12 protein-coding genes are annotated in these 14054 nt (G+C 64.6%); 4 read left to right on the forward strand and 8 right to left on the reverse strand.

What is annotated here, in order from left to right:
* Positions 1 to 292: 292 nt before the first annotated feature.
* From B552_RS0119190 to B552_RS0119205, 4 genes are all read right to left on the reverse strand, one after another.
* Positions 293 to 1606, reverse strand: coding sequence for an MFS transporter (locus tag B552_RS0119190; protein WP_019450673.1), 1314 nt, complete (start codon positions 1604 to 1606; stop codon positions 293 to 295).
* A gap of 76 nt (positions 1607 to 1682) precedes the next feature.
* The gene (locus tag B552_RS0119195) at positions 1683 to 2444 is read right to left on the reverse strand and encodes an SDR family oxidoreductase (protein ID WP_019450674.1); all 762 of its coding nucleotides are present in this window, start codon (positions 2442 to 2444) and stop codon (positions 1683 to 1685) included.
* A 60-nt stretch (positions 2445 to 2504) separates the two neighbouring features.
* Complete coding sequence (locus B552_RS0119200; protein WP_019450675.1) at positions 2505 to 2744, reverse strand: hypothetical protein; 240 nt, start codon at positions 2742 to 2744, stop codon at positions 2505 to 2507.
* Positions 2737 to 4173 (reverse strand): aldehyde dehydrogenase family protein, encoded by a 1437-nt coding sequence (locus B552_RS0119205; RefSeq protein WP_019450676.1) that lies wholly within the window; start codon positions 4171 to 4173, stop codon positions 2737 to 2739. The genes B552_RS0119200 and B552_RS0119205 overlap by 8 nt, the downstream gene beginning before the upstream one ends.
* A gap of 162 nt (positions 4174 to 4335) precedes the next feature.
* On the opposite strand from B552_RS0119205, the gene ppa reads away from it, so the two are divergent.
* On the forward strand, positions 4336 to 4863 hold the full coding sequence (gene ppa / locus B552_RS0119210; protein WP_019450677.1) for an inorganic diphosphatase: 528 nt from the start codon (positions 4336 to 4338) through the stop codon (positions 4861 to 4863).
* A gap of 65 nt (positions 4864 to 4928) precedes the next feature.
* Here ppa and B552_RS0119215 read toward each other — a convergent pair whose 3' ends face one another.
* Positions 4929 to 6125 carry a GNAT family N-acetyltransferase gene (locus B552_RS0119215; protein WP_035880098.1) on the reverse strand — a complete coding sequence of 399 codons (1197 nt, stop codon included), beginning with the start codon at positions 6123 to 6125 and terminating at the stop codon, positions 4929 to 4931.
* Between the two features lie 147 nt (positions 6126 to 6272).
* On the opposite strand from B552_RS0119215, the gene B552_RS0119220 reads away from it, so the two are divergent.
* Positions 6273 to 8336: an NAD(+) synthase gene (locus tag B552_RS0119220; protein ID WP_019450679.1), complete on the forward strand. Its 2064-nt coding sequence runs from the start codon at positions 6273 to 6275 to the stop codon at positions 8334 to 8336.
* Positions 8337 to 8497: 161 nt separating this feature from the next.
* Positions 8498 to 8836 carry a P-II family nitrogen regulator gene (glnK, locus tag B552_RS0119225; RefSeq protein ID WP_019450680.1) on the forward strand — a complete coding sequence of 113 codons (339 nt, stop codon included), beginning with the start codon at positions 8498 to 8500 and terminating at the stop codon, positions 8834 to 8836.
* A 298-nt stretch (positions 8837 to 9134) separates the two neighbouring features.
* On the opposite strand, the gene B552_RS0119230 is transcribed toward glnK, so the two are convergent.
* From B552_RS0119230 to trxB, 3 genes are all read right to left on the reverse strand, one after another.
* Positions 9135 to 9782, reverse strand: coding sequence for a trimeric intracellular cation channel family protein (locus B552_RS0119230; protein ID WP_019450681.1), 648 nt, complete (start codon positions 9780 to 9782; stop codon positions 9135 to 9137).
* A 7-nt stretch (positions 9783 to 9789) separates the two neighbouring features.
* On the reverse strand, positions 9790 to 10464 hold the full coding sequence (locus tag B552_RS0119235; protein WP_026035826.1) for a Smr/MutS family protein: 675 nt from the start codon (positions 10462 to 10464) through the stop codon (positions 9790 to 9792).
* Positions 10465 to 10572: 108 nt separating this feature from the next.
* Positions 10573 to 11526, reverse strand: a complete 954-nt coding sequence (gene trxB / locus B552_RS0119240; RefSeq protein ID WP_019450683.1) for a thioredoxin-disulfide reductase — start codon at positions 11524 to 11526, stop codon at positions 10573 to 10575.
* Between the two features lie 182 nt (positions 11527 to 11708).
* On the opposite strand from trxB, the gene B552_RS0119245 reads away from it, so the two are divergent.
* Positions 11709 to 14036 carry a DNA translocase FtsK gene (locus B552_RS0119245; protein ID WP_019450684.1) on the forward strand — a complete coding sequence of 776 codons (2328 nt, stop codon included), beginning with the start codon at positions 11709 to 11711 and terminating at the stop codon, positions 14034 to 14036.
* Positions 14037 to 14054 lie beyond the last annotated feature (18 nt).

The raw sequence follows: 14054 nt of genomic DNA on the forward strand, positions 1-14054 counted from the left end.
AGGAAATTAGACCACCACAAGGTGGCAAGTTGAACCTCAACACCCTCTCCCCCAACCCCTCTCCCACAAGTGGGAGAGGGGAGCGCATAGCTACTGGGCGAAGCTTAAGCAGTTCGCCTATCCGGTGTGTTTGCTCCCCTCTCCCGCACGCGGGAGAGGGGCAGGGGGAGAGGGCCAGCGGTTCAAATTGCGACATGTGGCAAGTTGAACCTCAACACCCTCTCCCCCAACCCCTCTCCCACAGGTGGGAGAGGGGAGCGCATCGCTAACGCCATCGCGCTATTTGTCCCGCTTATTTGTCCCGCGTGTTCACCATCTTCGCCGGCACTGACAGCGTCAGCGCCGCGCCAATCACCATGCAGACGGCCAGCAGGTACATGCCTGAGTCCGTGCTCTGCGTCATGTCCTTGAGCCAGCCTACCGCGTAGGGGCTGAGGAAGCCCGCCAGATTCCCGAGCGAGTTGATCAGCGCGATGCCAGCAGCGGCACCCGTGCCGGCCAGGAAGGCCGTTGGCATGCTCCAGAACAGCGGCAGCGTGGTCAGGATGCCGATCGTGGCGAGCGTCAGCGCCAGCATCGCCAGGGTTGTGTCGCCATGCCACTGGACCGACAGCACCAGCCCCAGCGCACCGGCCAGCGCCGGAATCGCGATATGCCAGCGGCGTTCGCCACGGCGGTCCGCGCTGCGTGCGAACAGGATCATGCCGACCACCGCGCAGCCGTAGGGAATCGCCGTCAGCAGGCCCACGTCGAACGCGCCTTTCACACCGGTCTGCTTGATGATCGTCGGCAGCCAGAAGCTCACGCCGTACAGGCCCATCACAAAGCTGAAGTAGATCGCGCTCATCAGCCACACGCGCGGACTGAATAGCACCTTGGCCACTGGCGGGTCTTCCTTGTGCTGGTCCTCGCTGGCGATATTGCGTTCGAGCAGCGACTTCTCGTCATCGGTCAGCCACTTGGCGTGCGTGATGCGGTCGTCGAGATAGGCCAGCACCCACAGGCCCACCAGGATCGACGGGATGCCTTCGATCAGGAACATCCATTGCCAGCCCGCCCAGCCGTTGTGGCCATCGAACGATTGCATGACCCAGCCGGACAGCGGGCCGCCGATCACGCCAGCCAGCGCGACCGCGGTCATGAAATACGTGGTGGTGCGCCCGCGCCGGCTGGCCGGATACCAGTACGTCAGGTACAGGATGATGCCGGGGAAGAAGCCTGCCTCGGCCACGCCCAACAGGAAGCGCAGCACGTAGAACATGGTCGGCGTGCTGACGAACATCATCGCGGCGGAGATCACGCCCCACGTAATCATGATCCGCGCGATCCAGATGCGCGCGCCCACCTTGTGCAGGATCACGTTGCTCGGCACTTCGAAAATGAAGTAGCCGATGAAGAATATCCCCGCGCCCAGACCATATATGGTCTCGCTGAACTTGAGGTCGCCAAGCATCTGCAGCTTCGCGAAGCCCACGTTGACGCGGTCCAGGTAGGCCACCACGTAACAGAGCAACAGGAAGGGCACCAGGCGCCAACTCACCTTGCGGTAGGTGGCGTCCTCGAAGCCGGCATCTTGCGCGCCGGAACTGACTGCGGTCGTTGTCATTGCGTCTCCTCTTTGGGTCTTTGCGTTGTTTTACGACGTTACCGCTCGGTTGGAAAAATGAATGCCGGGGATGGCCTCAGACGCAGCGTCCTCCGTCCACTTCGATGCAGGTGCCCGTGATAAAGGCCGCTTCGTCGGACGCCAGGTACAGGCAGGCGTTGGCCACGTCCTGCGGCGTTGACATGCGTCCCATCGGAATCGTTGCCAGGAATTTCGCGCGGTTCTCGGGCGTATCGGGCAGACCCATGAACTGTTCGAGCAGGCCCGTGGCGCCGATCACCGGGTTGACGCAGTTCACGCGGATATTGTCGGGGCCAAGCTCGGCGGCCATGGCCTTGCTGGCGACGATGACCGCGCCCTTGCTGCCGTTGTACCAGACCAGCCCGGGGCGAGGCCGGATGCCTGCGGTGGAGGCCACGTTGACGAAGTTGCCGCCGCCGCGCTGGCGGAAATGCGGGATGAAGTGGTGGGCCGACCAGTAGATGCTCTTGACGTTGACCGCGTAGACGCGATCGAACTCGGCCTCGGTGACTTCCAGAATCGGCTTGTTGCGATGGGTCGTGCCCGCGTTGTTGACCACGCAGTGGACATCGCCAAACGCGGCCAGCGTGGCATCGCGCATCGCGGCAACGTCATCGCCCAGCGAGACATCGGCACGCACCGCGCGGGCAATGCCGCCCGCCTCGCGAATCGCAGCGGCCACGCGCTCGGCCGCATCGACGTTCAGGTCCGCCACCATCACACTGGCGCCCTCGCGCGCAAACGTATGCGCAATGCCCTCGCCAAAGCCCGAACCGCCACCTGTGACTACCGCTACCTTGCCAGCCAGCCTGGTCATCGTCTGTCTCCTGTTGTGAGGTCCGGCGCGGTCTGTGCCGCGCTCGGCTACCGGGAATGCTTAGTGAAAGGGGCCTTTGCCTTTTAATGCATTGCCGACCATCATGATCGCCAGCAGAAAGGGCAGGGCGACGTACAGGCACCAGTGGATGCGGTCCCCGAGCGTGTCGCCCCATTTGCGCCGGAACACTTGCAGGCGCGGCATGCCGGACGGGTTCGTGGCGCGCTTGTTTCTCACGTGCCAGGCCATCCAGAAAAAGAAGATGGCGAAAGCGACCGACAGGAAATTGATGTTACCCATGTTGAATTGCAATGGTTTTCAGAGTGGTGAATCCGTACAGGGCTTCGAAGCCCTTTTCGCGGCCATAGCCTGACTGGCCGGTGCCGCCGAACGGCAGTTCTACGCCGCCGCCGGCGCCGTAGTTGTTGATGAATACCTGGCCAGCGCGCAGCTTGCGGGCCAGCCGCAACTGCCGCGCGCCGTCGCGCGTCCAGAGTCCGGCCACAAGGCCGTAGGGGGTGCCGTTGGCCAGATGCACGGCCTCGTCCTCGGTGTCGAACGGCATCGCCGCCAGCAGCGGGCCGAATACTTCCTCCTGGGCCAGCCGGTGCTTGGGCGGCACGTCGCGGAACAGCATCGGCACCTGGTAGTAACCGGCCTCGGGCGCCTCGGCCACGATCTGGCCCTGCGCCACAACGGCAATACCAGCGTGCTGCGCGTCGGAGACGAAATCCCAGACACGCTGCTGCTGCTTGCGGCTGATCAGCGGGCCGCATTCGAGATCGAGTTCGGACGGCCCCACGCGCAGCGATTCGAACACGCCAGAGAGCCGGTCGAGCAGGTTTTCGTAGACGGGCCGCTCCACCAGCAGGCGGCTGCCGGCCGAACAGGTCTGGCCTGCATTCTGCACGATGCCGTTGACCACTACGGGCAGCAGCGCATCGAGGTCCGCATCGGCAAAGACGATCTGCGGCGACTTGCCACCAAGCTCCAGCGTCACGGGCACATGGTTCTCTGCCGCAAGCTGCGCCACGAGCTTGCCTGTCTCCGGTGAGCCGGTGAACGAGATATGGTTGATGCCGGGGTGCCGGGCCAGCGCCGCGCCCGCTTCATGGCCGTAGCCGGTGACGATGTTCAGCGCGCCTTCGGGCAGGCCGGCCTCGGCAGCCAGTTCAGCCACGCGCAGCAGCGACAGGCAGGCATCCTCGGCCGGCTTGACCACGCAGGCGTTGCCGGCGGCCAGCGCCGCGCCCACGCTGCGGCCGAAGATTTGCAGCGGGTAGTTCCACGGGATGATGTGGGCGGTCACGCCGTGCGGCTCGCGCACGGTCAGCACCGTATATCCGGGCTGATACGGGATGGTCTGGCCGTGCAGCTTGTCCACGGCGCCCGCGTAGAACTCGAAGTAGCGGGCCACCGCGCGCGCGTCGGCACGGGCCTGGCGCAGCGGCTTGCCGGTGTCGCGCGCTTCCAGCGCGGCCAGTTCATCCTCGTGATCGATCAGCTTGAGCGCCACGCGGTTCAGCAGGCGCACGCGATCGGCCGGGGACATCGTGCCCCAGGCGCCATCGGCGGCCCTGCGGGCCGCGTGCACGGCCACGCTGATATCGGTGGCGTTGCCGCGTGCGATCTCGGCGAACGGCTGGCCGCTGGACGGATCGAATACCTTGATGCGCAGGCCCGAATCCGGGGCGATCAGGCGGTTGGCGACGAAATGCTGGGCATGCATGCAGGTCTCCACGGCTCTGTTATGGAGCCATTGCTGAATTCGGGAATGCCGCATTATCGCGCACCGCGCGCGGCGTGCAAGGCACCCCGATGTCAGCCAGCGGTAAGAAGCAAACCGCTATAATGCCGGCCATCCCATCACACAGGCATTCGGAGAACTCTCATGAGCTTCAACCTCGTCTCCCCGGGCAAGGACCTTCCCAACGATTTCAACGTCATCATCGAGATCTCGGCCCAGAGCGATCCCGTGAAGTACGAGGCCGACAAGGAAACCGGCCTGCTGTTCGTGGACCGTTTCATCGGCACGGGCATGCGCTATCCGGCCAACTACGGCTTCATCCCGCAGACGCTGTCGGGCGACGGCGACCCGGTGGACGTGCTGGTCATCACCCCGTTCCCGATCCTGGCCGGTGCCGTAGTGCGCTGCCGTGCACTGGGCATGCTGAAGATGACCGACGAGTCGGGCGTGGATGCCAAGCTCGTGGCCGTTCCCGTGGACAAGCTGAGCCCGGCCACCGCCCACATGAAGGGCCTGTCGGATGTGCCGCAAAACACGCTCGACCAGATCAAGCACTTCTTCGAGAACTACAAGGCACTCGAAGCCGGCAAGTGGGTCAAGGTGGAAGGCTGGGCTGGCATCGAGGAAGCCCACAAGGAAATCACCGACGGCGTGGCGAACTTCAAGAAGTAATTCGCTGGCTGTTGCGTAGTTGAAGAAACCCCGCCGAATCGGCGGGGTTTCTTGTTTCTGGGCGGCTACTCACGTCCCCCCGCAAACGGATTCCTTTCGTTCAGCTCATCCAGATAGGCGTCGATCCCCTCGCGCTCGCGCACCAGAAAGCGTTCCACCGCATCCGCGAACGACGGGTGTGCCAGCCAGTGCGCAGAACGCGTGGCCACGGGCAGGAAGCCGCGTGCCATCTTGTGCTCGCCCTGCGCGCCGCCTTCGAACGTGCCGATGCCCTCACTGATGCAGAACTCCAGCGGCTGGTAGTACGCGGTCTCGAAATGCAGGCACGCGTGGTATTCGAGCGCGCCCCAGTAACGGCCATACAGCGTGCTGACCGCCGGATCGGCATCGTAGACCAGCAGCGAACTGGCGATGTCGCGGCCTTCGCGCTCGGCCACCACCAGCAGCAGGTGCTCGGGCATCGCCGCGCCGATGCGTCGGAAGAAATCAAGGTTCAGATAGGGCGAGGAGTGGTGCTCGCGGTAGGTCTGGCGATAGCAGCGGTTGAAGAACTTCCATGCGTTGTCGTCAATCTCCGCCCCGCGCAGATGGCGGAACGTGATGCCGGCTTCAGCCACGTGGCGGCGTTCGGCGCGGATGTTCTTGCGCTTCTTCTGCGATAGCGTGGCCAGGAACGCCTCAAAGCTCTCGTAGCCGGGATTGGTCCAGTGGAACTGCACGCCGTGGCGCATCATCATGCCGGCTTCGTCCATCAGATCGGCCTCATGGTCCGACGGAAACAGCACGTGCAGTGACGACAACTGGCTTTCCTTGGCCAGTCCCAGCGCAAAGCGCAGCAGCACGCGGCGCGAGAGTTCGTCCTCGGCCAGCAGGCGTGCGCCGCGTACCGGCGTGAAAGGGATCGCGGCGAGCCATTTCGGGTAGTAGGGCAGGCCGTGCTGACGGTAGGCATCGGCCCAGGCCCAGTCGAACACGTATTCGCCGTAGGAGTGGGATTTGGCGTAGAGCGGCATCGCCGCAGCCAGCCGATCGCGCCCGGGGCCCTTGCCGTCTGGCACCCACAGCGTCACGAAGCGTGGGGACCAACCCGTATCGTCAGTGGCGCTGCCGCTGGCGTGCAGCGCTTGGAGGAACGCATGGCGCAGGAACGGCGTGGGTTCATCCTGCGCGGCAAGCAGCGCATCCCAGTCGGCGGCGTCGATTTCGGCGAGGTCCTGCACGATTTCCGTGCGGTAGTTGGGGCTGAGGCGCGATTCGCTCATGAATGCGGGGAAGGGCAGGTTGTCCACGGCCAGATGCTGGCCGAGTCTACCGGAAACGATGCTGCGGTGCAGGGTGCGGGGGCAGCACGCGCCGCGTGTGCGTCGTAGAATGCAGGCATCCTCAGCCCCCTCCATCCTGGGCCATCCATGACTCACCCGTTCTTCAACCTCTATTCCCACGGCTTTGCGCGCGTGGCCGTGGGCGTGCCCGAGTGCCGCGTGGCCGATCCTGCCTTCAACGCCGAGCAGACGATCGCGCTGGCGCGCAAGGCTGCCGACGGCGGCGCCGTGCTGGTGGCGTTCCCTGAACTGGGCCTGCCGGCCTATACGTGCGATGACCTGTTCCACCAGCGTGCGCTGCTGCGCGAATGCGAATTGGCGCTGCAGCGGATCGTGGAGGCGTCGGCGGGCATCAACGCGGCGATGGTTGTTGGCATGCCGGTGCTGGTGGAGCACCAGTTGTTCAACTGCGCGGTGGTGGTGGCGGGCGGCAAGGTGCAGGGTGTGGTGCCCAAGACATACCTGCCGAACTACTGGGAGTTCTATGAGGCGCGCCAGTTCAGCTCGGCGGACTGCGCGGCCACGCCGCTGGTCACGCTGCTCGGCGCGGAGGTGCCGTTCGGCGCCGATCTGCTGTTCGAGATCGAGAACATCCCGTTCTTCCGCTTCCATGCGGAAATTTGCGAAGACGTATGGGTGCCGATCCCCCCTTCGTCGTTCGCGGCGCTGGCCGGGGCCACGGTGCTTGTGAACCTGTCGGCGTCGAACATCGTAATTGGCAAGTCCGGCTACCGCCATCAGCTCGTATCGCAGCAATCGGCGCGCTGCCTGGCGGCCTACCTGTACACGTCGGCGGGCAAGGGCGAGTCCACCACTGACCTGGCCTGGGACGGCCAGGCGCTGATCTACGAGAACGGCGAGTTGCTCGGTGAATCGGAGCGGTTTGCCGACGATTCGCACCTGGTGTTTGCCGACGTCGACCTGGAGCGGCTGTCGCGCGAGCGCATGCACCAGACGTCGTTTGGCCAGTCGGTGCGCCGCCATCGCGAGGAGGTGGAGCGATTCGATACGGTGTCGTTCAGCGTGGAGGTGCCGTCCACGCAGGCAATGCCGCTGCAGCGCAAGGTCGCGCGCTTCCCGTATGTGCCGTCCGACCCGCGCCAGCGCGACGAGCGCTGCATGGAGGTCTACAACATCCAGGTGCAGGCGCTGGTGCAGCGGCTGTCGTCCAGCAAGATCTCCAAGGTGGTCATTGGCGTTTCGGGCGGGCTTGATTCCACGCATGCGCTGCTGGTCTGCGCGAAGGCGATGGATCGCCTGGGCCTGCCGCGTTCGAACATCCTGGCCTATACGATGCCCGGCTTCGCCACGAGCGACCGCACGCTGCAGCAGGCCCGGGAACTGATGAAGCTGGTGGGCTGCACCGCGCGTGAGATCGATATTCGCCCAAGCTGCCTGGCCATGCTCAAGGATCTCGATCATCCGTACTCGCGCGGCGAGCCGGTCTACGACGTCACGTTCGAGAACGTGCAGGCCGGCGAACGCACCAACCACCTGTTCCGGCTGGCCAATCACAACCATGCGATCGTGATCGGCACGGGCGATCTCAGCGAACTGGCGCTGGGCTGGTGCACCTATGGCGTGGGTGATCACATGTCGCACTACAACGTCAACGCCAGCGTGCCCAAGACGCTGATCAGCCACCTGGTGCGCTGGGTGGCCGAAACCGGGCAGGTAGCCAGCGCCGGGCAGGATGTGCTGATGGCTGTGCTGGCCACAGACATCAGCCCGGAACTGGTGCCGAGCAGCGCATCCGGCGCAGGGCAGGACAAGGCACCGGAGCAGAAGACCGAGCAGATCATTGGGCCGTACGAATTGCAGGATTTCAACCTGTACTACACGCTGCGCTTCGGGTTTGCGCCGTCGAAGGTCGCCTTCCTGGCACTCCACGCCTGGGGTGACGTCGAGCGCGGAACCTGGCCGAACGGCCCGCATGTGACCCGAAACGCCTATCAACTGCCGGAAATCAAGCGCATTCTTGGCATTTTTGTTGACCGCTTCTTCCGCACGAGCCAGTTCAAGCGGTCCTGTGTGCCTAACGCGCCCAAGGTGGGCTCGGGCGGGTCGCTGTCGCCGCGCGGCGACTGGCGCGCGCCTAGCGACGGGGAATCGGCGGTCTGGGTGCGCGATCTGGACCGGATTCCCGACTGAGCGGCCGGCCCCTGGATCAACCCTGAGACGGGTGTGATGGGTGTGTGACGGGGGCGTGATCTGGGGTGGATTGCGGTTGTGTGGGCATGCCCGCAATCGCCATGTGGTGTTTCGGGCTAGAATCTGTCATCTTCCGAAACCATGAGAGACAGAGGCCAGCCATGAAGCAGATTACCGCCATCATCAAACCGTTCAAGCTCGACGAAGTGCGTGAGGCACTTGCCGACGTCGGCGTGACGGGGCTGACGGTGACCGAGGTCAAGGGTTTCGGTCGCCAGAAGGGCCACACCGAGCTCTACCGCGGCGCCGAGTACGTGGTCGACTTCCTCCCGAAGATCAAGATCGAGGTGGTGGTGGCCGAGAACCAGCTCGACACGGTGCTCGACTCGATCGTCAAGGCTGCCCACACCGGCAAGATCGGCGATGGCAAGATTTTCGTCACCGAAATCGAACGCGTGATCCGCATTCGTACCGGCGAGCAGGACGAAGCGGCGATCTAAGCGGGATAGCGATTGAGGAAAGACCGGCAAACGCCGGTCTTTTTGTTTTTGGGGTTTGCTCCCCTCTCCCGCAAGGCGGGAGAGGGGCTGGGGGAGAGGGCCGGCGGTTCAAAACGCTGTCGTGCTGGAGCAAACCGACAGCTTTGCTCCTTGTGGTTCCTTGGCTAGCCCACCCCTCTCTCCCACTCTCTCCCCATGAGGGGAGAGAGAGCCAAGACGCTACCTCCTGACACCACTTGGGCGTGGCTCGCGGCGTTGGCCGTCAAACAACCAACAGCCTTGCCGAGGTCGGGTCGCGCTAACTCGGCAGCTTCCACCCCAGCTGCACCGAAAGCAGCCGCATCCCCATCGTCACCAGCGCGCCGGACAGCAGCGCCACTTCCTGATCTGCGCGCAGCCATGTCAGGCCCACGTAGACCCAGCAGCCGACGAACGAACAGGTGGCGTACGGTGACCGGTCACGCAGGATCATCGGGACTTCATTGCAGAGCACGTCGCGCACCACGCCGCCGAACACGGCGGAGATGATGCCCATCATCACGGCCACGGTCGGCGTCATCTGCGCCACCAGCGCCAGCGAGGTGCCGGTGACCGAGAACAGTCCGAGTCCGATCGCGTCGGCCACGAGCATCGTGCGGTCCGATGCCACCTTGCTGACCACGCGGAAGACGAACGAAGCGCCGAACGACATCACGAAGATCAGCAGCACGTAGTACTCGTGATCGACCCAGTAGAACGGGCGGCGGTCCAGCAGCACGTCGCGCACGGTGCCGCCGCCGAACGCCGTGGCGAATGCCACGACGAACGTGCCGACCACGTCGAGCCGTTGCTTGCGGGCATCGACCACGCCCGAGACGGCGAACGCGAGCACGCCGATCACTTCCATGACGTGCAGGATCAGGGGCAGCCGCCCCATCAGCAGATCGAACGGCAGGTGGAGATGCATCCGGTCCTCAGGTCTTCGGCTGGCGAAGCAGGACCATCAGCGCGCCGGCGCCGCCCTGCGATTCGCGCGCCTGGACGAAGGCGATGACTTCTTCCTTCTGGACCAGCCAGCTACGCACCTTGCCCTTGAGCACCGGCAGCTTGTCTGGCGACCCGATGCCCTTGCCGTGGATCACGCGCACGCAGCGCACGCCATTGCGCACCGAGCGGCGCAGGAAATTGGCCAGGGCCTCGCGCGCTTCGTCGGAGCGCATGCCGTGCAGGTCGATCTTGTCCTGTGGCACCCACTCGCCACGGCGCAGCTTCTTGATGATGTCCTCACCGATGCCGGGGCGGCGGAACGACATGGTCTCGTCGATATCGAGCAGGTTCTCGACATCGAACTCATCGGACAACGACGCTTCCAGCACTGCCTTGTCGTTGCGTTGCGTCTGCACCGGGATCGGGGCCGGCTTGGCAGATGGATGCTGGACGCGATTGCGGTCGCGCAGGTTGCTGACCTGCCCGACGCTGGAACGGAAAACGTTGGCTTCTTCCTCGGCGCGCTTCGCGGCGGCCTCGGCGGCTTGCCGCTCGGCCTCGCGCCGTTCGGCGTCGGCCTTGAGATTGTCACGCACGCGGGCCAGATCGTGCAGGCCCATTCGCGTGGGGGGCTTGGATGTGGGTTTGGCGCCGTGCGACATGGAGGATTTCTCTAGGAGGGCAGGGGGCTCGGCGTCGATTATAAAGAATCGGGCCGGTCAAAAACCGGCCCGATTCAGTGGGGATGCCTATTCGGCAAATCCCGAGGATTACTTCAGGGCTTCCACGAAGCGCTGGGCGTCCAGCGCGGCCATGCAGCCCGTGCCGGCGCTGGTGATGGCCTGGCGGTAGACGTGGTCCTGCACGTCGCCAGCGGCGAACACGCCCGGGATGTTGGTGGCCGTGGCGTCGCCCGACAGGCCGCTCTTGGTCACGATATAGCCGTTCTTCATCTCGAGCTGGCCTTCGAACAGGTCCGTGTTCGGCTTGTGGCCGATGGCCACGAACACGCCCGCCAGCTTCAGTTCCTCGGTCTGGGCGGCGTCCTTGGTGCTGCGGATGCGCAGGCCGGTCACGCCCGATTCGTCGCCGAGCACTTCGTCAAGCGTGCTGTCATAGCGCAGTGCGATGCGGCCTTCTTCCACGCGCTGCATCAGGCGGTCCACCAGGATCGGCTCGGCGCGGAACTTGTCGCGGCGGTGGATCAGCGTGACCTTGCTGGCGATATGCGACAGGTAGAGCGCTTCTTCCACGGCCGTGTTGCCGCCGCCGATCACGGCCACTTCCTGGTTCTTGTAGAAGAAACCGTCGCAGGTGGCGCAGGCCGAAACGCCGCGGCCCATGAAAGTTTCTTCGGACGGCAGGCCAAGGTACTGGGCCGATGCGCCGGTGGCGATGATCAGTGCGTCACAGGTGTACTCGCCCGAGTCGCCGATCAGGCGGATCGGCTTTTCCGTCAGCTTCGCCGTGTGAATGTGATCGAAGATGATTTCGGTGTTGAAACGCTCGGCATGCGCCAGGAAACGCTGCATCAAGTCCGGGCCCTGCACGCCGTTAGCATCTGCGGGCCAGTTTTCCACGTCGGTCGTGGTCATGAGCTGGCCGCCCTGGGCCAGGCCGGTGATCAGCACCGGGTTCAGGTTGGCGCGGGCAGCGTAGACGGCGGCGGTGTAGCCGGCCGGACCGGACCCGAGAATCAGCACTTTTGCGTGTTTTGCGGACATGATGCATTCCTGTAGGCAGCGAGTGCGCCGGCGCGGCGGTTGCGCCGGTGTCACTCGAAACCGCCATTATATGTGGCATGGCGTTTTGTCGACTGTTGCAAATTCCAATGGGGGCGATAGTGCCGGCCAAGGTTAAAATGGCCGCCATCGTCCACTTCGTACCCACGAACCGACCCTGACGCATGGCGCGCGCTACCACGACTACCCGGACCGACCCGTCGGCACTTCCCTCTCGAATCGGCAAGCTGCTGGGCGAGGTGCGCTGGTTCCTGCTGCTCGCCGTCACGCTTGGCTTCCTCTGCGTACTGGCCAGCTACAGCAAGGCTGATCCAGGCTGGTCGCACGCCAGCCAGGTCGCCGAAATCCATAACCTTGGCGGCCGCGTGGGTGCCTGGCTGGCCGACGTCCTGTTCTTCATCTTCGGTTTCTCTGCCTACTGGTGGAGCGTGCTGCTGATCCGCCGCTGCTGGCGCGGCTGGCGCGAACTGACGGCCGAACTGCCCGAGCGCGTGGCCGAAGCGCAACACAGCGTGGCCATCAGCTGGATCGGATTCGCGTTGACACTGGTCTCCAGCATGGGTCTGGAGGCCATCCGCATGTATCCGCTGCGTTCGGCGCTGCCGCGCGCGCCGGGCGGCGTGCTGGGCGACCTGCTTGGCGGCTGGCTGCAACTGGCGCTCGGCTTCTCCGGCGCAACGTTGCTGTTGCTGCTGATGTTTGCGATCGGGCTGTCGCTGTTCTTCCACTTCTCGTGGCTGTCGGTGGCGGAGCACGTCGGGGCCTTCGTCGAGACGCTGTTCATGGGCTTCAAGGCGCGCCGCGAGAACAAGCAGGACCGCATCATCGGCGCCGCGGCCAAGGTCGAACGCACCGAGACCGTGGAAGTGCAGCGCGTGAAGCAGGAAGAGGCCACGCCGGTGCAAATTGTGCGGCCGCAGGCGGTGCCGAAGCACGAGCGGGTGGAGCGCGAGAAGCAGCAGCCACTGTTTGCGGACATCCAGGATTCGGACCTGCCGCCGCTGTCGCTGCTCGATCCGATGCCCACGCACCTGGAGACGGTCAGCGCCGAGACGCTCGAATACACCTCGCGCCTGATCGAGAAGAAGCTCAAGGACTTCGGCGTCGACGTCAAGGTGGTGGCCGCCTATCCGGGCCCGGTTATTACGCGCTATGAAATCGAGCCTGCCACCGGCGTCAAGGGCAGCCAGGTGGTCAACCTCGCACGGGATCTGGCCCGCAGCCTGTCGCTGGTGTCGATCCGCGTGGTAGAGACGATTCCGGGCAAGAACTACATGGGCCTGGAACTGCCGAATCCGAAGCGCCAGACCGTGCGCCTGTCGGAGATCCTTGGCTCGCAGATCTACAACGAAAGCGCGTCGAACCTGACCATGGCGCTTGGCAAGGACATTGCCGGCAAGCCGATGGTGGCCGACCTCGCCAAGATGCCGCACTGCATGGTGGCCGGCACCACTGGCTCGGGCAAGTCCGTCGGCATCAACGCGATGATCCTGTCGCTGCTCTACAAGGCCAAGCCGGAGCAGGTCCGCCTGATTCTGATCGATCCGAAGATGCTGGAAATGAGCGTCTACGAGGGAATCCCGCACCTGCTGTGCCCGGTGGTGACGGACATGCGCCAGGCCGGCAACGCGCTGAACTGGGCGGTCGGCGAGATGGAGCGCCGCTACAAGCTCATGAGCAAGCTCGGCGTGCGCAACCTGGCCGGCTACAACAAGAAGATCGAGGAAGCGGCGGCCAAGGAAGAGAAGATTCCGAATCCGTTCAGCCTGACGCCGGACGCGCCGGAACCGCTGGAAAAGCTGCCGACGATCGTGATCGTGATCGACGAACTGGCCGACCTGATGATGGTGGTGGGCAAGAAGGTCGAAGAGTTGATCGCACGGATCGCCCAGAAGGCGCGTGCGGCGGGCCTGCATCTGGTGCTGGCCACGCAGCGCCCGTCCGTGGATGTGATTACGGGCCTGATCAAGGCCAACGTGCCCACGCGCATCGCATTCCAGGTGAGCAGCAAGATCGACTCGCGCACGATCCTGGACCAGCAGGGCGCGGAAGCGCTCCTTGGCATGGGCGACATGCTCTACCTGGCACCGGGCACCGGCATGCCTGTGCGTGTGCACGGGGCATTCGTGTCCGATGACGAAGTGCACCGCGTGGTCGAGAAGCTCAAGGAAGGCGGCGAGGCCAACTATATCGAAGGCATTCTCGAAGGCGGTCTGGCCGAAGGCGACGGCGCGGGCGACAGCCTGGGCGGCGGTGCCGGTATTGGCGGTGGCGGCGGCGAAGCCGATCCGCTCTACGACCAGGCCGTGGAAGTGGTGATCAAGAACCGCCGCGCATCGATCTCGCTGGTGCAGCGCCACCTGCGTATCGGCTACAACCGCGCAGCTCGCCTGCTCGAAGACATGGAGAAGGCCGGGCTCGTCTCGGCAATGTCGGGCAACGGCAACCGCGACATCCTCGTGCCGGCCGGCAGCGCTGTGCACGACGAGTGAAGCGGCCACATCAGTCCC

This window comes from Cupriavidus sp. BIS7, assembly GCF_000292345.1.
In the GTDB taxonomy this organism is placed as follows: Bacteria; Pseudomonadota; Gammaproteobacteria; order Burkholderiales; family Burkholderiaceae; genus Cupriavidus.